We start from the raw sequence: 20,550 nt of genomic DNA on the forward strand, positions 1-20,550 counted from the left end.
TTCTCGGTGTGATATGGGTCAAGGTTAAAGAACGGCGGGGGCGCTTACAAGGCGATAAAAGTCGAAGAGGCTTCTTTAAGTAGTGCGTATGGGATGCCGCTTTTGGACGACTCGGTGTCGTATCCAACGAGGCAGTGATCCGCAAACCTCGCCACATTGTGAGGGAGAGGCGGGACACCGGGTCCCCATCGCAGTGAACGTTTCTGGCACAGGTGGCGGTTATGGCAAAACTACCGGACAGCGCGGATGTGGTCATCATCGGACAGGGTGGCATCGTGGGGGCCTCGGCGGCTCACCACCTGATTGAGCGGGGATGGGAGAACATTGTCGGTCTGGAAAAATCGGCGATTCCTTCCGACATCAGCTCCACATCCCACGCGTCGGATTTCGTCTTTAATACCTCCCACGACAAGCTCAACGTATTCACAACCACATACAGCAGGGACTTCTATGCGGCCCGTGGCAACTATGTCCGGAAGGGCGGCATGGAGGTGGCGCGGGTGGACGATGACGAGCGCATGGAGGAACTGATCCGCAAGGTGGGCTCCGGCAAGGCATTTGGCACCAACGCTCGCATCATCTCGCCGAAGGAGGCCAAGGAACTGTTCCCGCTGGTGGATGAGACGCAGATTCAGGGGGCCATGTGGGATCCGGATGCGGGACTGGTCGTGCCCCGGTCCCAGAAGGTGGCAGGCGATCTCGTCGAGGAGGCGGTGGCCACTGGCAAGCTGCAGGCCTTCGCGAACACACCGGCCACGCGGATTGATGTCCAGAACGGAAAGGTCCGCGGCGTCGAGACCGCCAAGGGCTATATCGCCACAGAGTATGTGGTGCTGTCCATGGGCATCTGGGGCCCACTGATGGCCAACACGGCGGGCTCACCGCTGCCGCTGATGCCGGTTGAACACCCGCTGCTGTTCTTCGGACCCTATGGTCCGCTGGAAGGCACCGGTGAACAGATCGTCTACCCGCTGTTCCGCGACCAGGGCAACTCGGCCTATGTGCGGGACACCGGCGACCCAACCACGACGGAAGGTGGCCGCATTGAGTGGGGGTATTACGAGCACGAGGACCCTCGGCTGGTGCCGCCCTGGGACATTGCCGAACCGGGCGAGGCGCGCCTGTCTCCGTCGATGCGGGATCTGAGCCTGGATCAGGTGATGAATGCCTATGAAAAGGCCATCGAAATGACACCGGTACTGGGCGAGCTGGGCTGGGAGGAAAAGCACTCCTTCAACGGTCTGCTGTCCGTGACCCCGGATGGCGGCACGCTGATGGGCGAATCCCCGGACGCGCGCAACCTGTGGTTCTGCGAAGCGGTGTGGGTGAAGGACGGCCCGGGCGCCGGCAAGGTGCTGGCCGACTGGATGACCGATGGCCATCCCGAGATGGACCCCCACAGCATCGACATTGCCCGGCACTATCCGGTGCAGAAAACCTCGAAGTACGTCTACGACCGCTGCTACGAAACGGCCAAGAAAATCTACACACCGGCTGTTCATCCCCGCGAGCCGTATATGACTGGACGTCGCATGCGGGTGAGCCCGTTCTACCTCCGTGAGGTGGAACTGGGTGGCTATTTCATGGAAGCAGCCGGCTGGGAGCGGGCCCACGGCTACCAGGTCAATGAGGAAACGCTACTCGCCCGGTACCGCGACCGCATTCCGGTGCGCGAAAACGAGTGGGACGGCCGGCACTTCTGGGAAGTCTCCAATGCCGAGCAGCTCGCCATGAGCGACGGTGTGGGCATGATCAACCTGTCCCACTTCGCGATCTTCGACATTGAAGGCGAGGATGCCGAAGGGCTGATGGAGTATCTGTCGGTTGCCAAAGTGGGCGGAACCACACCGGTGGGTAAGGGGGTCTACACCCACTTCCTCACTGAGCGGGGTGGTATCCATTCGGACCTGACCATCATCCGGACGGGTGAACAGGCCTGGCGCGCGATCTGCGGTGGCGATACCGGTTACCGGGACTACTGCTTCATCCGCCGGATGGCCGAGGACAAGGGGTTTGAGCGTATCCGAATCGATGATCGCACGGACCACATTGCCACGCTGGGGCTCTGGGGCCCGCAGGCGCGTGAGACGCTTGGCCGGTTAATGGATGACCCGGAAGTACTGTCCCGGGAGAACTTCCCCTTTGCCACGGCCAAGGACATCTGGGTTCAGGGCATTCCCATCTGGGCCTTCCGCATTTCCTATGTCGGCGAACAGGGCTGGGAACTGCACCTGCCATTCAGCTATGGCCTCAAACTCTGGGACCTGCTGTACGACGAGGGAGTGGTCCCAGTCGGCATCGAGACCTATGCCAACAGCCGCCGACTGGAGAACAGCCTGAGGTTGCAGAACGTCGATTTGGAAACCGAGTACAACCTCTACGAAGCCGGCCTGGCGCGACCCAAGGTCAAGGAAGCGGATTTCCACGGCAAGGCGGCCTATGTGGCGCAGCGCGGGCGTGACGAACAGCCCGCCTACCTCTGCACGATGACGCTCCGGGAGAACGTCGACAGCAAAGGCGTCGCCCGCTACCCGGTCGGTCAGTGGCCGATTCTGGACGCGCCAGACGGCGAGGTTCTGGTGGACAGTCTCGGCCGGCGTTCGTACAACACCAGCGTCGCCTACGGCCCCTCGGTTGGCGAAACCATTCTGCTGGGCTACATCCCGAAGGAATACGCGGAAGAGGGCCGCACGCTGACACTGGAGTACTACGGCGAACACTACCCGATCCGCATCGAAGCGGTGGGGTACCGGGCGCTGTTCGATCCCGACAATGAACGGGTGAAATCCTGAGTGAGCCGCGGAAAGACGCGGAAGAAAGAATAGGCCACGGAAACCACTGAAAAACACGGAAGAATAAAGAACAGGGATGTTGAAAGCGGTGTGGCAGTTCGTAGGCGTAGGCCCTCCTCATCACAGGGGGTGTGACTCGGAGTGGTCACATTTCCATTTTCTGTGTCCTTCCGTGGCAATTACTGATCGTTCTGTCCGCGGCGAATCCCATCGTCAGCATTCGATAATGTTCACCGCCAACCCCCCACGCGATGTCTCCTTGTACTTGTCCAGCATGTCCTTGCCGGTGTCGCGCATGGTTTTGAGGGCCTTGTCGAGGGAGACGTAGTGCTTGCCATCGCCGCGCATGGCCATGAGGGCAGCGTCGATGGCCTTGACTGACGCCATGGCGTTGCGCTCGATGCAGGGAATCTGGACCAGGCCGCCAACCGGGTCGCAGGTCATGCCCAGGTGGTGTTCCAGGCCGATTTCGGCGGCATTCTCCGCCTGCCGGGGGCTGCCTCCGGTGGCGGCGACCAGCCCGGCCGCGGCCATGGCGCAGGCCGACCCAACCTCACCCTGGCAGCCCACCTCGGCCCCTGATATGGAAGCGTTCTCCTTGAACAGAATACCGATGGCGCCAGCAGTGAGAAAGAAACGGACGATCCCGTCATCGTCCGCGCCCTGGCAGAAGTGGGCGTAGTAGTGGAGCACGGCGGGGATGATGCCCGCTGCGCCGTTGGTTGGCGCGGTCACGACGCGGCCACCGGCCGCGTTCTCTTCGTTCACCGCCAGGGCATAGAGGTTGACCCAGTCCAGGGCGCTCATTCCCGGGGCAATCAGGGCGACCTGCTGTTTTTCCTGCAGCGAGCGGTAGAGTGAGGCGGCGCGGCGCCGGACTTTCAGGCCTCCCGGAAGCTCCCCGTCATGTTGAATCCCGTTGTCGACGCATTCCTGCATTACCTGCCAGATCCTCAGAATCTCATCCCGAATGGCTGACTCCGGGCGCCAGGTCTGCTCGTTGGCCAGCATGAGTTCGTGGATATTGAGCTGGTGCTCTTCACAGGTGCTGAGCAGGGCATCCGCCGTATGGAACGGGTAAGGCAGGTCGGTATCGTCTTCGACGATCCGGTCCGCGCCGGTGGCGTTGTCGTCCACGACGAAACCGCCGCCGACGGAATAGTAGGTCCGCTCGCACAACAGGTTGCCGTCCTCGTCCCAGGCCGAGCAGGTCATGCCGTTGGGGTGGAACGGGAGGGTCCGGCGACGGTAGTAGGTGAGGTCCCGGCGTTCGTTGAAATGAACCGGGTGCCAGCCCCCCAGCGACAGCCGTCGGGTCTCGCGGACGGTTTCCAGTCGGTGTGCCATCTCCAACGGGTCGATGCCATCCGGACGGAACCCTTCCAGCCCCATGATGACGGCCGGCCCGGTGCCATGCCCCTTGCCGGTGGCACCCAGCGACCCGTATAGAGACACATGAACCCGCGCCGTGCGTTCCAGGTCGTCCTGGGTGTCGAGCCGGTCGGCAAAGCGGCAGGCCGCTTCCATCGGACCCACCGTATGCGAACTGGATGGTCCGATACCGATGCGAAACATGTCGAACAGACTGATGGCCATGAACCCACACTCCTTCCGGTCCGTGCCGGATGTCGGCAGGTATTATTCATACCGTCATTCTGAGCGCCTTTTGCGCGTCACACCCGCTCGCGGACGACATCCGGTGACTGATTTACGACAGGGGTGCCGTGCCGCCGCAAGGGCGGTTGAGGGGATGTCGCGTGTGGACCGTTGTGCTGTTCTGTTGTGTCGCTTCTGGATAACCCGGTTCGACATCAGCGTCATAGACTTGTCCCAAGACGCACGGTATTGAAGGGCCTGGCGAGGGTGTTAGGGCGCGGTTCATGCAGGGCATTACCGTGCCATTCATCGGCGACCTATTGTCACCGAAGGCCAATCGTGGTCAATTAATCACCAAGGGCCCCTTAAAGAAGTGGAGCGTGTGGGGCCCGATCGGGAATCCTTGGCAGATTCCGACACATTGCGTACCGGAGGGCGTGCGCCATGATCGAATCCATTAACGCTCCAACCTATCAGACCGGTGATCGGCCTTATCGGGTTGGCTTTCTGCTCATCGACAATTTCACGCTGGTGGCTCTGGCGACGGCGATCGAGCCGTTGCGGATGGCGAACCAGTTGATGGGGCGGGAACTCTACAACTGGCAGTTGCTGTCAGCAGACGGTCAGACGGCCCGTGCCAGTGACGGCATGACGGTCGTGCCGGACGCAGGCATCGACGACAGCGGGGAGTACGACCTCATCATTGTTGTCGGTGGTGTCAATGTCACCCAGAGCTTCTCCAGCCGTGAAGTCCAGTGGCTTCGGGGCCAGGCCCGTCGGAACGTGGTTCTGGGTGCCCTCTGCACCGGCGCCTACGTGCTGGCCAGTGCGGGTCTGCTGGATGGTTACGCCTGCAGTGCCCACTGGGAAAGTCTTGCGGCGCTGCGCGAGCGTTTCAGTCAGGTACGGTGCAACAATCGTCTGTACACCCTCGACCGCGACCGGCTGACCTGTACCGGCGGCAACGTGCCGATGCACATGATGCTCACCCTGTTGGCCCGTCGTCACGGCCAATCCCTCGCGAATGCCATTTCCGACATGTTCGTCTGCGATCGCCAGCGTGAGGACAGCGAGGAACAGCCGGTCCCGCTGCGCAAGCAGTTGGTTGCCGCCCAACCCAAGCTGGCGGAAGTGGCGCAACTGATGGAAGCGAACATCGAGGAACCGGTGGAGCTGCGCGAGCTGGCCGAACTGGCCGGTATTTCCCGGCGTCAGCTTGAGCGGCTGTTCCTCAAGCATCTGGGCTGTACGCCGTCCCGCTATTACCTGAAGCTGCGCCTGGACAGGGCCCGGCAACTGCTCAAACAGACGTCCTGCTCGATTGTGGATATTGCCTCCATGTGTGGGTTCGTCTCCGCGACCCACTTCAGTCGCTGCTATCGCAAATACATGGGCACGGCCCCCAAAGCGGCCCGGGCGGCGGTGTATACGATCCACCAAACCGACGAGGTCGAGCATCAGCCTCGCTCATCTGCCCGCGAGGCGTTACAGCGGGCTCAGGCGGAGCCCACCTACGGGGTGTTCACGGCACCATCGTCCACACAGGAATCGGTGGGCACTGGCGGACTGGTCTAGACGGAGGCGCTCATGACGGATCTGGAAGCCATTACCCGGCGAGCCATCGACGACTGGGTGGACGAGCCGGGAGCGTTGCTCCCGATCCTCCACGCCATTCAGGACCAACTCGGCTACATTCCACCATCGTCCGTTCCCCGGATTGCCCGGGCGCTCAACATGACCCGTGCCGATGTGCATGGGGTCATGAGTTTCTACCATGAGTTCCGCTCCGAACCCGCCGGTCGTCACGTGCTGCAGATCTGCGGCGCGGAAGCCTGCCAGGCTCGCGGATGCCGCGAACTGGAAGCCCATACGCAGCAGCGCCTGGGTGTCGGCTATCACCAGACCACGTTGGATGGGGACATCACGCTCGAACAGGTCTATTGTCTGGGGAACTGCGCGACCGGGCCGAGTGTCCGGCTTGACGACCGCATCATCGGCCGGGTGACGCCGCAGCGAATGGACCGTCTGCTGGATGGCATCGCCACGGTGCCCCTGACAATCCAGCCCGCCGGAGGTGAGGGATGACGACGGTGTACGTGCCCCGTGATACCACCGCGCTTGCCCTGGAGGCGGATGCGGTTGCTGAACGCCTGCAGACCGGGGCGGCGCACCGGGGGCAGCCGGTCGACCTGGTTCGCAACGGCTCCCGGGGGCTGTTCTGGCTGGAGCCGCTTGTGGAAGTCGACACGCCAGACGGGCGAATGGCCTACGGCCCTGTGACGCCCGATGATGTCCCAGGTCTGCTGGACGCCGGCATGCTTGGCGGGCAGCCGGATCATCCCCTCTGCCAGGGGCTGACCGAGTCCATTCCCTATCTTCGGGACCAGCAACGACTGACCTTCGCGCGAACCGGGGTGATTGATCCGGTTTCGCTGGAGGACTACCGGGCATCCGGCGGTTGGCAGGGCCTTGAAGCCGCTCTTGCGATGGCGCCGGAAGCAATTGTTGACGCCGTGACCGAATCCGGACTTCGGGGGCGGGGTGGGGCCGCGTTTCCCGCCGGCACCAAGTGGCGGACTGTGCTGGAGGCGGACCCTGAGCGGCCCGGCAGCCACTGGTCCGGCCAGAAGTTCATTGCCTGCAACGCCGATGAGGGCGATGCGGGCACCTTTGCCGACCGGATGCTCATGGAGGGGGACCCGTACTGCCTGATCGAGGGCATGGTGATCGCCGGTCTGGCGGTGGGGGCGACCCGCGGATTCATCTACCTGCGTTCCGAGTACCCAAATGCCGCCGGCATCCTGAACGAGGCGCTCCAACGCGCTGAATCGGCAGGGTATCTGGGGGAATCGGTCTGCGGTTCCGGTCGGGCGTTTCACCTGTCCGTGCGACTGGGTGCTGGTGCCTACATCTGCGGCGAAGAAACCTCGATGCTGGACAGCCTGGAAGGCAAACGTGGCATGGTCCGCGTGAAACCGCCGTTGCCGGCGCATCGGGGGCTGTTCGGCCAGCCGACGGTCATCAACAACGTGCTGACGCTGGCTTCCGTTCCCTTCATCCTGCGAGAAGGTGCCCGGTCCTATGCCGACTACGGCATGGGTCGCTCCAGGGGCACTCAGCCTTTCCAGCTCGCCGGCAATATAGCGCGAGGTGGGTTGGTGGAGCTGGCCTTTGGGGTCACGCTCCGGACGCTGCTGGAGGACTTCGGTGGCGGAACGGCGTCCGGTGCCCGGATGCGCGCTGTACAGGTGGGAGGGCCACTGGGCAGCTATCTGCCCGAATCCCACTGGGACGAGCCGATGGATTACGAGGGCTTTTCCGAAGTGGGCGGCATGATCGGGCACGGCGGCATCGTCGTGTTTGACGAGTCGGTCGATATGGCCGCTCAGGCGCGGTTCGCCATGCACTTCTGCGAGGACGAGTCCTGTGGCAAATGCACGCCCTGCCGGATCGGTGCGGTCCGGGGTGTGGAAGTGATCGACCGCATCATCGCCAATCAGGAGCGGGACACCAATCTCACCCTGCTGGACGATCTGTGCGAGACCATGGAGCAGGGGTCGCTCTGCGCTATGGGCGGGATGACCCCGAACCCGGTCCGCAGCGCCCTGCAACACTTTCCCGAGGACTTCCAGCGCCCGGCACCCACCGCGCACGCTGGGGGAGGCTAACCATGTTGGGCTATTTTGATCCCGCGACGGACGCCGGCACGCCGCCGGTTGAATCAACCGAGCAGGTCCGGCTTACGATTGACGGGCAGTCGGTGACGGTGCCCGAAGGCACTTCGGTCATGCGGGCGGCGGCGCTGGCGGGTATTTCTATTCCCAAGCTCTGCGCCACCGAATCGCTGGAGGCGTTTGGCTCCTGTCGGCTGTGCCTGGTGGCGATTGAGGGCAAGCGTGGTACCCCGGCTGCCTGCACAACGCCCGTGGCGGAGGGGATGACGGTCCGTACCGACACGGAACGGGTGCAGCGGCTGCGACGGCAGGTGATGGAACTGTACATGTCCGATCATCCGCCTGAGTACCTCTCCCGCTCCGACCGCAGTGATTGCGAGCTGCAGGACCGCGTGGCGCAGGTAGGGCTGGAAACCGTCCGCTATGGCTTTGAGGGCAGAAACCATCTGGATGCCGAGGTGGACGACTCCAACCCCTATTTCCAGTTCGACCCAGCCAAGTGCATCGTCTGCTCCCGGTGCGTGCGCGCCTGTGATGAAGTGCAGGGCACCTTCGCGCTGACCATCCAGGGGCGTGGTTTTGATTCCACGGTGGCGGCCAGCCAGGATGACGACTTCATCGATTCCGAATGCGTTTCCTGCGGCGCCTGCGTTCAGGCCTGCCCCACCGACGCGCTGCTGGAGAAGAGCATCATCGAGGAGGGGCTGCCGGATCACAGTGTGCGCACCACTTGTGCCTACTGCGGCGTGGGCTGCTCGTTCAAGGCGGAAATGAAGGGCGAGCGACTGATCCGGATGGTGCCGGATCAGGACGGCCACGCAAACCACGGTCACTCCTGCGTGAAAGGGCGTTTCGCGTTCGGGTATGCCACGCACCCGGACCGCCTGACGACGCCGATGATTCGCAACCACATCGACGAACCCTGGCGGGAAGTGGGCTGGGAAGAGGCCATCGACTTCGCCGCCCGGCGACTGAAGGCCATCCAGGCCGAACACGGTCGTGAGAGCATTGGGGGCATCACCTCCTCGCGCTGCACCAACGAGGAAACCTACCTGGTCCAGAAGCTGGTCCGGGCCGGCTTTGGCAACAACAACACGGACACCTGCGCGCGGGTCTGTCATTCGCCGACCGGCTATGGCCTCAAGATGACGCTGGGCGAATCCGCCGGCACCCAGACGTTCGATTCGGTGATGCATTCGGACGTGATTCTGGTGATCGGGGCGAACCCCACGGATGCCCATCCGGTGTTTGCCTCGCAGGTGCGCCGCCGCCTGCGCCAGGGCGCAACACTGATCGTGGCCGATCCGCGGGCGATCGACCTGCTGCACACGCCCCACGCCGATCCGGGGCTGCACCTGCCTCTGAAACCGGGCACCAACGTGGCGCTGATCAACGCCATGGCCCATGTCGTGGTCACCGAAGGGCTGGAAGACCAGGCCTTCATCGACCAGCGTTGCGATCCGGACGCCTTCCAGCGCTGGCGGCGGTTCATCAGCGAAGAACGGCATTCGCCGGAGGCGACGGAATCCGAGACCGGCGTCCCGGCGGATCGCCTGCGCGAAGCAGCACGGCTATTCGGAACCGCCGGTAACGCGTCGATTTACTACGGTCTGGGCGTGTCCGAGCACAGCCAGGGTTCCACCATGGTGATGGGCATCGCCAATCTGGCCATGGCCACCGGTAATATCGGTCGCGAAGGTGTGGGGGTGAACCCGCTGCGGGGCCAGAACAACGTCCAGGGCTCCTGCGACATGGGTTCCTTCCCCCACGAGCTGCCCGGCTATCAGCACGTTGGCCTCGAGGACGTACGCCACTCGTTCGAGCTGGACTGGGGCGTCACCATCGACGACGAGGCGGGGCTGCGCATTCCCAACATGCTGGATGCGGCCATCGACGGCGATTTCCGGGGCCTGTATGTCCAGGGCGAGGACATCGCCCAGTCCGATCCCAATACCCAGCATGTGGAGGCGGCGCTGCGCTCGCTGGATTGCCTGATTGTCCAGGACCTGTTCCTGAACGAAACCGCCAAGTTCGCCCATGTGCTGTTGCCGGGTTCATCCTTCTTGGAGAAGGACGGCACCTTCACCAACGCCGAGCGCCGCATCAACCGCGTGCGTCAGGCGATGACGCCACTGGCGGGCAAGGCGGACTGGGAGATCACCCAGGACCTGTCCAATGCGCTGGGCTATCCGATGCATTACAGCCATCCGTCCGAGATCATGGACGAGATTGCCCGGCTGACACCGACGTTCCGGGGCGTCAGTTTCGAGAAGATCGACCGGCTGGGCAGTATCCAGTGGCCCTGCAACGACGAACACCCCGAGGGCACGCCCATCATGCACGAGACCGACTTCCCGATCGGGCTGGGGCGTTTCGCGGTGACCGAGTACGTGCCCACCACCGAGCGTTCCAACAGCCGCTATCCACTGCTGCTGACCACCGGGCGCATTCTCAGCCAGTACAACGTTGGCGCCCAGACCCGGCGCACCCGCAACGACACCTGGCACGCCGAGGATGTGCTGGACCTGCACCCGCAGGACGCCGAGGACCGGGGCATCCGTGACGGTGATTGGGTGGGCATTACCAGCCGGACCGGCAGCACTGTCCTCCATGCCGTGGTCAGCGAGCGCATGCCGCCGGGCGTGGTCTATACCACCTTCCATCACCCGGTCAGCGGTGCGAACGTCATTACCACCGACAATTCCGACTGGGCGACCAACTGCCCGGAATACAAGGTGACGGCCGTGCAGGTGGAGAAAGTGCATCAGCCCTCCCGCTGGCAACAGCGCCATGAGGCGGATGATCGCCAGCAGAGGGCCTTCCTGACCGGGTCCCTCGCTGTGCCGGAAGATGAGTGATGGTTTGGCATGACCGTCATCAAGACGAATCACACCCGGGCTATCAGTCCGCCCGGGTGACGGTTCGCGAGCGCCACGATGATGGCTGGTCGGAGCGGACGGTGCCGGATTCGGTGTCCGAAGAAACGGCTGTGGCGCTGGTCTTTAACGGCATTTCCCATGCGGTCATGATGGCGACGCCGGCGGATCTGGCCGATTTCGCGCTGGGTTTCAGCCTGACCGAAGGGCTGATCACGGGACCGGAAGATCTGTTCGCGGTGGACGTGGACGATTACGGCGAGACTGGCATTGAGCTGCAGTGCCACATCCATGGTGCCTGCATGGACGCACTGAAACGACAGCGTCGCAGCCTCGCCGGTCGCACCGGCTGTGGACTCTGCGGTCGGGAAACCCTGGAAGCGGCCCTGCCGGCCCTGCCCGTGTCGGCGCCGGTCGCCGTGGCTGAGGCGGCCGTCGTTCAGCGGGCGCTGACCCACCTTGACCAGCACCAGCGCCTGCAACAGATGACCGGCACCATTCACGCCGCCTGCTGGTGCGATTCGCAGGGCGAGGTGCGGATGCTGCGGGAGGATGTCGGCCGACACAACGCACTCGACAAGCTGATCGGCGCGCTTGCGGCCCAGGATGTCGAGACGTCGGGGGGCTTTGCGCTGGTCTCCAGCCGCGGCAGCCACGAGATGGTGGCCAAAGCCGCCCAGGCCCACCTGGGCACACTGGTCACGATTTCCGGCGTCACGGCACTGGCCATCCGGCAAGCGAAGCAGACCGGGCTCAACCTGATCGGCTTTGCCCGGCGTGGCCGGCAGGTGGTCTATGCAGGAGGGGCATCATGAGCACGACCCAGCTCGATCACATGATCACCATGGTCAACCAGATCGTGGACAACTGCCCGGGTCAGGAGGACCGCGAGCAGGTCATCGCCACCGCCGAAACCCACCTTCACAAATTCTGGGCGCGCCCCATGAAGAGCGCGATCATCGCGCATCTCCACGAGGGCGGTGAGGGGCTGAGCGACACGGCTCAGGAAGTGATCCGGCGCCTGGAGGCCCGGCGCCAGAGAGCGGGGTAGGTTGAACTATTTGGGCTGGCTCACACCAGCCCGAACACCTGACCTTTCTCGTTCAGCCCCATGTCCAGCGCTGCTGGGTGCCTTGGCAGGCCGGGCATGGTCATGACGTCGCCGCAGACCACCACCACGAAGCCGGCGCCGGCGGCCAGTCGCACTTCCCGCACGGGCAGGGTATGGCCGGAGGGGGCACCGAGCTGCTTCGGATCGGCGGAGAAGCTGTACTGGGTCTTGGCGATGCACACCGGCAGGTGACCAAAGCCGAGTTGCTCGTACTCCTCGATCTGTCGACGTGCCTCGGTGGAAAACTCGACACCCGCAGCATCGTAGAGCCGGGTGGCAATGGTGTGGATCTTGTCCGACAGAGAATCCTCGTCCCGGTACAGGAACTGACACTCGGGCGTCCCGTCGTTGAGCTGGTCCTGCACCGCCTGGGCGAGATCGGTGGCGCCGGCGGAGCCATCGGCCCAGTGGCTGGAGACGACGGCCCGAGCGCCCCATTCGGCGGAAATGGCCTGAACGGCGGCGAGTTCCTCCTCGCTGTCGGTCGGAAAGCGATTGATGGACACCACCGGTGACAGGCCGAACTGGCGCAGGTTGCGGATGTGGCGTGCGAGGTTCTCCGCGCCGGCGCGTACCGCCTGCACGTCCGGGTTGCCGAGCTGGCTTTTGGCAACACCACCATGCATCTTCAACGCCCGTACGGTGCAGACCAGAACCACCGCATCTGGTTGCAGTCCGGTCTGGCGGCATTTGATATCGATGAACTTCTCGGCGCCCAGGTCCGCACCGAAACCGGCCTCGGTGACCACCACATCGTTCAGGCCCAGTGCGGCACGGGTCGCCATCACCGAGTTGCAGCCGTGGGCGATGTTGGCGAAGGGCCCGCCGTGGATGAACACCGGATTGTGCTCGAGGCTCTGTACCAGGTTGGGCTGCAAGGCGTCCTTGAGGAGGATGGTCATGGCGCCTTCGGCGCCGATGTCACCGACGGTGACGGGCGAACCGTCACGGCGGCGGCCGACGATGATGCGACTGAGACGGTCCCGGAGATCCGCCAGTCCGTCGGCAAGGCACAGGATGGCCATAAGCTCGGAGGCGACGGTGATGTCAAAGCCGGTCTCGCGCGGTGTCCCGTGAGCCGGACCACCCAGGCCGGTGATGGTGTGACGCAGTGACCGGTCGTTCAGGTCCAGAACCCGCCGCCAGGTGACTCGTCGCGGGTCCAGCCCGGATTCGCTGCCCCAGTGGATGTGATTGTCCAGTATCGACGCCAGCAGGTTGTGAGCCGAGGTAATGGCGTGGAAATCGCCGTTGAAGTGAAGGTTGATGTCCTCCATGGGAATCACCTGGGACCGACCGCCGCCAGCGGCACCCCCTTTCATACCGAAACACGGCCCCAGAGAGGGCTCGCGCAGGCAGACGGACGAGCGGATGCCGAGCTGGTTGAGCCCGTCGTTCAACCCGACGCTGGTGGTGGTCTTGCCTTCACCGGCCGGGGTTGGGCTGACGGCCGTCACCAACACCAGCTTGCCGTAGTGGGACGGATCGGGCAGCGTGTAATTGTCCATGTTCAGCTTGGCCTTGTAGTGGCCAAACGGAATCAGACTGTCGGCCGCCAACCCGAAGTGCTGTTGCGCCAATAGCAGAATCGATTGCGGCTGCACCGACCGGGCGATTTCAATATCGGGTGTGCCGGGCGGTGGCCAGCCTTCGGCGGTCGCTTCAACGGCAGAAACGTCGGGAGTTTGCATGCTCACGCGGTTATCTCCTCTGTCCGGGGCGTGTCACACGCCGGCCTGTGATGGTTGCTGGTTCAATTCGTTCGCCTCACTGCACAGTCCGTGAAGCCACTGGGCGGATCGCTCCAGCCCCCCAAACGGAAAGACGTGGATGCCCGCCAGCAACGAGTGCGGTTCGTCAATGACGTGCTGTGCAATCGACTGCATCAGCCCGTCCGGCGTCCAGGATGTGAGCAGCCGGGCGGCCGAGGGCCGGCGCTTCATCATCCGGGCCGAAACGCCCACACCGCAGCGCGCGGCGTAGGCAATCAGGGTGGTGAGTTTGGTCGGGCCGGCCAGACCGAAATAGACCGGCATTGGAGTCATGACCTCGCAGTGCTGCTCCAGCCACTCGAAGAAGGTATCTGAGTCGAACGCGAACTGCGTGACGACCCACATGTGGGTGCCGGTCTCGATGGCATAGTCCCGCTTGCGGGCCATGGCACTGGTGATCAGGTCGCTGCCTGCCACCGGGTGGCCATCCGGGTGTCCGGCGATGCCCACCTGATGGATACGGTGATCGGCGAGCAGGCCGGATTCGAGCACCCCGAGGGTGTCGTCGAAAGGCCCGGCCGGGGCGTCGTTGTCGCCCGCGATCAGCATGATCCGGTGGGTGCCAGTCTCGGTCAGCCCGGCCAGCCAGTCCCGAAGCTGGTCATGACTTTCCACGGCCCGGGCGGGCACGTGGGGTACGGGGTGCATGCCGTCGCCGATCAGTTTGCGACAGGCATCCACCGTGCGCTGGAAGTCCGCGCCGGGCAGGAAGGGCACATACACCGAAGTACCACCGGGCAACAGCCCGGCGACATCGTGGGTGTCCAGGATCTGGGATGGGGTGGCTTCAATGGAGGCCTCCCGGGCCAGATCCTGGAGGATCAGCCCCTGGTCCGTTCCCTGGGCCTGTTCATGAACCAGCTTCATGGTACGCCTCGCTTCCGACGGTCAGTCGGCGAAGTCGATGCCTTTGGCCCGAGCCCGCTCACGGGCGTTCGGGTTCACGGACGGACGGAAGGGCACGTTCACCACATCCGCGCTGACGTCGGTGCTGCCATCGGCGGCGGCGTACTCCGGCGGCAGGTGCACGGTCAGCGGCGTGCCGACCTCGCGGTACTCGAACGGGACATAGCCCAGCGCGATGTTGGTCTCCAGCTCAGGGGAGTACCAGGGTGAGGTCACGTAGCCGATCGGCTCGTCCTGACCCTCAGCGCTGATCAGCCAGAAGTCATTGGCGTAGTCCGTGACGGGGGAACCGCCAAAGCGCAGACCCACCATGATCTGGCGGAAGGGCGGATTGCCGGCATCCAGCTGTTCGCGGACCCGCTCCAGCGCCTGCTTGCCGATGTAGTCGGCCTCTTTGTTGCGCGGCACCTGATAGGCCAGGTTGCACTGGAACGGCAGCGTTTCCTGATCCACGTCCTGGCCCCAGGAGAGGATGCCCGCTGCAATGCGCCGGTGGTGGGCCGGGGCGATCACCCGCAGGTTGTGCTTCTCGCCGGCCTTGAGCACCGTGTACCAGAGATCCTCGGCGTGCAGGGTGGCGTCTTTCAGGTAGATCTCGTAGCCCTTCTCACCGGTGAAGCCGGTCTGGGACACAATCACATCATGCCCGGCCACCTGGCCGGCCATCAGGCCATAGTAGGGGATTTCGGCGGCTTCCTGGCCGAACAGATCCACCATCAGCGCCTCGGATTTCGGGCCCTGAATCTGGACAGGCGCCACATCGATTTCCGCGATGGTGACGTCATACCCCATACCCAGATTCACGCCCCGCATCCACAGCTCGAGATCACTGTCGGACAGGGAGAACCAGAACTCATCCTGTGCCACACGCAGCAGCACCGGGTCGTTGATAATGCCGCCTTCCTCATTGCAGAGGATCACGTACTTGCCGCGCATCGGCTTGATCTTGGTGGCGTCCCGGGTGATCACGTAGTTCACAAAGCGCTCGGCATCCGGCCCTTTCACCTGGATCTGGCGCTCGACGGCCACGTTCCAGAGGGTGACGTCATGGACCAGGGACTCGTACTCGACCATCGCGCCGCCGTCCTCCGGGCGCACGTAGCCGCGCGGGTGATACATGCGGTTGTAGACGGTGGCACGCCAGCAACCGGCTTCCACCGCCAGATGCCAGTAGGGGGACTTGCGCACGCGAGTGGAAATCAGCATCTCCACCGGTGTCGGCCCGGACTGACGCAGGTTGATGGGCACGCGCCGATCAGACTGATCGACACCCTGGGGATAGCGTGCGGCGCCGGCACGCTGTTGGGGATAGTCCATTAACGCCTTCTCAAGTTGAATCGCCATCGTCGTCGCCTCCTGATCGGATCGGATGTCACAGGGGTTTCCCTACTCGCTAATGTGGCGCGCTTTGGGGATGGCGGCTTAGTCCGGTACGACGAGGAACGGTCTAAAAGCGGCAGGGGGGCAAGTGGCGAGGGCCAGCCATGCAGTGGGATGAGTCCATTGCAGGCGGCCGGTCATTGGACGATGATGACGATGCGACGGCAGGCGGGCTCTGTGAGGGAAGAAATGAAGAACTGGATTTTGCGGTACCGAAGCTGGCTCGTGATCGGCGTGGTTCTGGGGTTGCTTCTGACCTGGATGGTAAGTGGGGAGTCAGTCGATCCTCCGGTCGAAGACCGCCCACCGAGTCGTGAGGTGGCTGTCGGGGTACGCATCAGCCAGGCTTCGACAGTAGCGCGTTCAGTGCAGGTGCAGGGGCAGATGATGCCCGAACAGCAGGTGCGTGTGCGCACCAAGACGACCGGTGAGGTGGTTGAAACGCCGGGAGTGGAAGGCCAGCCGGTTAAGGCCGGTGAGGTGATCGCGCGCCTGGATATGAATGACCGTCAGGCGCGCCTGCGCGAGGCCAGGGCCAACCTCCAGCGTGCCGAAAGTGACTATCGTGCAGCACAGCGTCTGGCCCAGCAGGGGTTTCAGGGGGCGTTGCAGGCTGAGCGCGCCCTGGCGGACCGGGAATCCGCCAGGGCGCGGGTTCGGTCCATCGAACTTGATATTGAGCACACCCGTATCGAAGCGCCGATCAGCGGCACACTGAACCGTCGCCTGGCAAGACAGGGAGATTACGTGACAGCCGGAGAGCCGGTTGCCGAGATCGTTCGGAACGATCCGCTCCGCGCGGAAATTGATATTCCCCAGCACCGGATTGGGGAGGTCAGCACTGGCATGGCAGCCAATGTCACCTTTGTTGATGGAACCGAACGGGCCGGTAAGGTGACCTATCTTTCGTCCGTGGCGGATCAGGACACCCGCACATTTCTGGCGCGGGTGGAGGTGCCGAATCAGGACGGCCGGTTACCGGCCGGTACCAGTGCGACAGTTTCGATTCCGGTGGAGACTGTATCCGCTCATGCCCTCTCTCCGGCACTTGTCTCCAGAAATGCCGATGGCCAGCTTGGCGTGAAAATCGCCGTTGATGGTGAGAAGGGAATGCAGGCGCAGTTCATAACGGTCACGCCGGTCAAGGCGACCGCCAATCAGATCTGGGTGGAAGGTCTGCCGGAGAAGGTGCGGTTGATCACTCTCGGACAGGGATTTGTCCGCCACGGTGATCCTGTTCGGATAACGGATGGTGTGACGCCGTGAATCGACTCATCGATGCGCTCTTCGACCGGTCTCGTAGTGTCCTGTTGGTCTTTCTGGGGCTGCTTCTGGCTGGTGGCCTTTCCTACTCCCTCATTCCGAAGGAAGCGGCGCCGGAGGTGGACGTGCCCGTTCTGTTCGTGACGGTCGTTCAACCGGGGATCGCCCCGAAGGATAGTGAGCGGTTGCTGGCTCGGCCGCTGGAAAGGGAGCTTTCCGGTGTGGAGGGCCTGGATAACCTCTCGGGTAGCGCGGGAGAGGGCTTTGCGTTGATTCGCCTGGATTTTCAGGCGGGTTTCGATGCGGATCGTGCCCGGTCGGATGTGCGGGAAAAGGTGGATCTGGCAACGCCGGATCTGCCGGAGGGGGCCCGGGAGCCTGAGGTCACCGAGGTTGATCTGTCCATGTTTCCGGTGCTGACAGCCGCATTGTCGGGCTCTGTACCGGAGCGCCAGCTGATCCGGCTGGCTCGGGATCTGCGGGATCGGATTGAGGCGTTGCCGGGTGTTCTTGAAGTCGAGATCGGCGGGTACCGCGATGAACTTCTGGAAGTGCTGGTTGACCCCCGCACGCTCGAAACCTACCGCCTGCCATACCCCGACCTGGTCCGTGCCATCCAGCGGAACAACCAGCTGGTGGCGGCAGGCAGCATGGACACAGGGGCCGGGAGGATGACCCTGAAAGTGCCCGGGCTGATCGAGTCGGCAGAGGATGTGCTGGCGCTCCCCGTTGTCTCCCGGGAGGGAACGGTGCTGACGTTTGGCGATATTGCCGAAGCACGTCGCACCTTTCAGGACCCGGAAGGATTTGCACGGGTCAATGGTCAGCCCGCTGTGTCACTGGAGATTCGCAAGCGCAGCGGGGCCAATATCATTGATACCGTTGCGGCGGCCCGCGAGGTGATCGAGGAGGCCGGTGGCCAATGGCCGGGCGGTGTGTCCGTGAGCTACCTCCAGGACAGTGCCAGGGATGTCCGCGACCTGCTTGGCGACCTGGAGAACAACGTCATTACAGCCGTGCTGCTGGTGATGCTCAGCGTCGTTGTTGTTCTGGGAGGGCGGTCGTCCTGGCTCGTCGGCCTGGCGATTCCCGGTGCCTTCTTCGGAGGGGTTCTGGTTCTCTACGCGCTGGGTATGACGCTCAATATCGTGGTGCTTTTCTCGTTGATTCTTGTGGTCGGCATGCTAGTGGATGGCGCGGTGGTGGTGATTGAGCAGGGCGACCGGTACCTGGCAGAAGGGGTGTCATCGGCCTATCGCGAAGCGGCTAAGCGTATGGCCTGGCCGATTATTGCCTCGGTTATGACAACGCTGGCGGTGTTCTTCCCGATGCTGTTCTGGCCGGGCATGGTGGGCGAGTTCATGGTGTCGCTGCCGTTGACGGTCATTATCACACTGCTGATGTCGCTGGCGATGGCCCTGGTCTTTATTCCCCTGCTGGCGTCTGTGGTGAGCGGACGGAGCGAGAACTCAAGCCGGCAAAACCAGGTCCGTCAGATTAAAGCGGCTGAATCGGGGCGCTTTGAGGCGCTCACCGGCGGTACCCGGGTCTATGTGAGCTGGTTGCGACGGGCGCTGGAACGACCGGGTCAGTTACTGGCGGCGGTGATGGTTCTGACGTTGGCGTTCTATGTGGCCTATGCGAAGCTCGGCCGTGGCATTGAGTTCTTCCCGCAGGTGGAGCCACGGTTTGCCCAAATACAGGTGCAGGCCCGGGGTGACCTGTCAGTCTGGGAAATCGATGCGCTGGTGCGCGGAGTCGAACAGCGCCTTTACGGCCATCCTCACATCAAAACCGTCTACGGACGGAGTATTGGCACGCAACAGCAGCGCCTGTCCCAGGCCTACGCAGAAGATGTGGTGGGCGTGATTCAGCTGGAGTTTGTGGACTGGGAACAGCGGCCGCCAGCCGAGTCGATTCTGGCGGGTCTGAGCGACCGGCTGAAGGACCTGCCCGGCGTTCGACTCCAGTTCCTGACACAGAGTGGCGGGCCATCCGCGGGTAAACCGGTGGTCTATGAGGTCTACGGTGAGCGTGAGGGGGCGTCGACTGCTGCCCTTGTGCAGGGGGTCGACCACATTCGTCAGGGCATGGCAGTGGTTGGCGGTTTTACCGACCTCGAGGATGACCGGCCGTTACCGGGTGTTGAGATTCAGCTCGAAGTCGATCACCGGGAAGCGGCGCGTTATGGGGCGGACATCAGCCTGCTGGGTAGCGCGGTTCAGATGCTGACCCGGGGGATGAAGCTGGGCGAGTACCGACCTGATGATGCCGAGCAGGAAGTGCCGATCCGTGTCCGATTCCCCTTCGATGAGCGTCACCTTTCCCAACTGGTGAACCTTCGGTTGCCGACCCCGGCCGGTCTGGTGCCGGTCCAGAATTTCGTGGACTTCGAGCCGGCGGACAATACCGGCATTATCCGCCGTGTGGACGGTCGTCGCACACTCACGCTCAAGGCGGACGTCGCCGCCGGCGTGCTGGTGGATCAACAGGTGGATGCTCTGACCCGGTGGCTGGATGAGCATTCGCTGCCGGAGGGATTGCAGCTCCGGTTGACCGGTCAGCAGGAGGATCAGGCGGAGGCAAGCCGTTTTCTGTCGATTGCCTTTGTTGTCGCCATTGTCCTGATGATGTTGATACTGGTCACGCAGTTCAATCGCTTCTTTCAGGCGTCACTGGTGTTGTCGGCCATCGTGTTCTCAACGGGCGGCGTGCTTCTGGCCCTGATTCTGAGGGGCGAAGCCTTTTCCGTCGTGATGAGTGGCATCGGAGTGATTGCGCTTGCCGGGGTCGTCGTCAACAACAACATTGTACTGATCGACACCTATAACCAGTACCGCCGTGATGGACTTTACCCGGCGGATGCGGCGCTCAGAGCAGGAGCGCAGCGGCTTCGGCCGGTGCTGCTGACGGTGGTGACCACCGTACTGGGCCTGACCCCGATGATATTCGCAGTGACGGTGGATTTCTTTGATCGCTCGGTGAGCGTTGGTGCACCGTCCACGCAGTACTGGATACAGCTTGCGACGGCGATTGCCGGTGGGCTCGTCCTCGCGACGGCGCTGACTTTATTCTTTACGCCCGCTATGCTCGCCTGGTGGGACCGACGTTGCGGTGAACGGGGCCGCGGTGCTGAAACCGACTCATGACGAGACACTAGAGAATGGTCCTGAGCCCGCC

The 20,550-nt window shown here is 63.4% G+C and carries 13 protein-coding genes; 9 read left to right on the top strand and 4 right to left on the bottom strand.

The window, feature by feature from the left end; genetic code table 11:
• The first annotated feature begins 221 nt into the window (after positions 1–221).
• Positions 222–2,792 (top strand): GcvT family protein, encoded by a 2,571-nt coding sequence (locus C8D92_RS00465; RefSeq protein WP_116918145.1) that lies wholly within the window; start codon positions 222–224, stop codon positions 2,790–2,792.
• Between the two features lie 213 nt (positions 2,793–3,005).
• On the opposite strand, the gene C8D92_RS00470 is transcribed toward C8D92_RS00465, so the two are convergent.
• Entirely contained in the window at positions 3,006–4,388 is a 1,383-nt protein-coding gene (locus tag C8D92_RS00470) for an L-serine ammonia-lyase (RefSeq protein ID WP_116918146.1), read from the bottom strand.
• Positions 4,389–4,832: 444 nt separating this feature from the next.
• Here C8D92_RS00470 and gbdR point away from each other — a divergent pair, with 444 nt between their 5' ends.
• Genes gbdR through C8D92_RS00500 form a run of 6 tightly spaced genes read left to right on the top strand, consistent with a single transcriptional unit; the run spans position 4,833 to position 11,989 of the window.
• Complete coding sequence (gbdR, locus tag C8D92_RS00475) at positions 4,833–5,963, top strand: choline metabolism transcriptional regulator GbdR (protein WP_116918147.1); 1,131 nt, start codon at positions 4,833–4,835, stop codon at positions 5,961–5,963.
• A 12-nt stretch (positions 5,964–5,975) separates the two neighbouring features.
• Positions 5,976–6,473 (top strand): formate dehydrogenase subunit gamma, encoded by a 498-nt coding sequence (locus tag C8D92_RS00480; RefSeq protein ID WP_116918148.1) that lies wholly within the window; start codon positions 5,976–5,978, stop codon positions 6,471–6,473.
• Positions 6,470–8,056, top strand: coding sequence for a formate dehydrogenase beta subunit (locus tag C8D92_RS00485; RefSeq protein ID WP_116918149.1), 1,587 nt, complete (start codon positions 6,470–6,472; stop codon positions 8,054–8,056). Before C8D92_RS00480 ends, C8D92_RS00485 begins: the two co-directional genes overlap by 4 nt.
• Before the next feature lie 2 nt (positions 8,057–8,058).
• Positions 8,059–10,920: a formate dehydrogenase subunit alpha gene (gene fdhF / locus C8D92_RS00490; RefSeq protein WP_116918150.1), complete on the top strand. Its 2,862-nt coding sequence runs from the start codon at positions 8,059–8,061 to the stop codon at positions 10,918–10,920.
• Entirely contained in the window at positions 10,920–11,753 is an 834-nt protein-coding gene (fdhD, locus tag C8D92_RS00495) for a formate dehydrogenase accessory sulfurtransferase FdhD (RefSeq protein ID WP_116918151.1), read from the top strand. The genes fdhF and fdhD overlap by 1 nt, the downstream gene beginning before the upstream one ends.
• Positions 11,750–11,989, top strand: a complete 240-nt coding sequence (locus tag C8D92_RS00500; RefSeq protein ID WP_207775090.1) for a formate dehydrogenase subunit delta — start codon at positions 11,750–11,752, stop codon at positions 11,987–11,989. Before fdhD ends, C8D92_RS00500 begins: the two co-directional genes overlap by 4 nt.
• A gap of 20 nt (positions 11,990–12,009) precedes the next feature.
• Here C8D92_RS00500 and C8D92_RS00505 read toward each other — a convergent pair whose 3' ends face one another.
• The 3 genes from C8D92_RS00505 to C8D92_RS00515 are packed head-to-tail and all read right to left on the bottom strand — an operon-like array spanning position 12,010 to position 16,071.
• Entirely contained in the window at positions 12,010–13,740 is a 1,731-nt protein-coding gene (locus C8D92_RS00505) for a formate--tetrahydrofolate ligase (RefSeq protein WP_095609803.1), read from the bottom strand.
• Positions 13,741–13,773: 33 nt separating this feature from the next.
• Complete coding sequence (locus tag C8D92_RS00510) at positions 13,774–14,688, bottom strand: methylenetetrahydrofolate reductase (RefSeq protein WP_116918152.1); 915 nt, start codon at positions 14,686–14,688, stop codon at positions 13,774–13,776.
• Between the two features lie 21 nt (positions 14,689–14,709).
• The gene (locus C8D92_RS00515) at positions 14,710–16,071 is read right to left on the bottom strand and encodes a glycine cleavage T C-terminal barrel domain-containing protein (protein ID WP_095609801.1); all 1,362 of its coding nucleotides are present in this window, start codon (positions 16,069–16,071) and stop codon (positions 14,710–14,712) included.
• A 225-nt stretch (positions 16,072–16,296) separates the two neighbouring features.
• On the opposite strand from C8D92_RS00515, the gene C8D92_RS00520 reads away from it, so the two are divergent.
• Positions 16,297–17,373 carry an efflux RND transporter periplasmic adaptor subunit gene (locus tag C8D92_RS00520; RefSeq protein WP_165819211.1) on the top strand — a complete coding sequence of 359 codons (1,077 nt, stop codon included), beginning with the start codon at positions 16,297–16,299 and terminating at the stop codon, positions 17,371–17,373.
• Positions 17,370–20,519, top strand: coding sequence for an efflux RND transporter permease subunit (locus tag C8D92_RS00525; RefSeq protein ID WP_116918154.1), 3,150 nt, complete (start codon positions 17,370–17,372; stop codon positions 20,517–20,519). Before C8D92_RS00520 ends, C8D92_RS00525 begins: the two co-directional genes overlap by 4 nt.
• Positions 20,520–20,550 lie beyond the last annotated feature (31 nt).

This window comes from Tamilnaduibacter salinus, assembly GCF_003096655.1.
In the GTDB taxonomy this organism is placed as follows: domain Bacteria; phylum Pseudomonadota; class Gammaproteobacteria; order Pseudomonadales; family Oleiphilaceae; genus Tamilnaduibacter; species Tamilnaduibacter salinus.

Bases quoted from the DNA above. Each gene is read 5' to 3' on its own strand.
- fdhD (WP_116918151.1), top strand. From the start codon at position 10,920: ATGGTTTGGCATGACCGTCATCAAGACGAATCACACCCGGGCTATCAG.
- C8D92_RS00480 (WP_116918148.1), top strand. From the start codon at position 5,976: ATGACGGATCTGGAAGCCATTACCCGGCGAGCCATCGACGACTGGGTG.
- fdhF (WP_116918150.1), top strand. From the start codon at position 8,059: ATGTTGGGCTATTTTGATCCCGCGACGGACGCCGGCACGCCGCCGGTT.
- gbdR (WP_116918147.1), top strand. From the start codon at position 4,833: ATGATCGAATCCATTAACGCTCCAACCTATCAGACCGGTGATCGGCCT.
- C8D92_RS00515 (WP_095609801.1), bottom strand. From the start codon at position 16,071: ATGGCGATTCAACTTGAGAAGGCGTTAATGGACTATCCCCAACAGCGT.
- C8D92_RS00505 (WP_095609803.1), bottom strand. From the start codon at position 13,740: ATGCAAACTCCCGACGTTTCTGCCGTTGAAGCGACCGCCGAAGGCTGG.
- C8D92_RS00520 (WP_165819211.1), top strand. From the start codon at position 16,297: ATGAAGAACTGGATTTTGCGGTACCGAAGCTGGCTCGTGATCGGCGTG.
- C8D92_RS00510 (WP_116918152.1), bottom strand. From the start codon at position 14,688: ATGAAGCTGGTTCATGAACAGGCCCAGGGAACGGACCAGGGGCTGATC.
- C8D92_RS00465 (WP_116918145.1), top strand. From the start codon at position 222: ATGGCAAAACTACCGGACAGCGCGGATGTGGTCATCATCGGACAGGGT.
- C8D92_RS00485 (WP_116918149.1), top strand. From the start codon at position 6,470: ATGACGACGGTGTACGTGCCCCGTGATACCACCGCGCTTGCCCTGGAG.
- C8D92_RS00470 (WP_116918146.1), bottom strand. From the start codon at position 4,388: ATGGCCATCAGTCTGTTCGACATGTTTCGCATCGGTATCGGACCATCC.
- C8D92_RS00500 (WP_207775090.1), top strand. From the start codon at position 11,750: ATGAGCACGACCCAGCTCGATCACATGATCACCATGGTCAACCAGATC.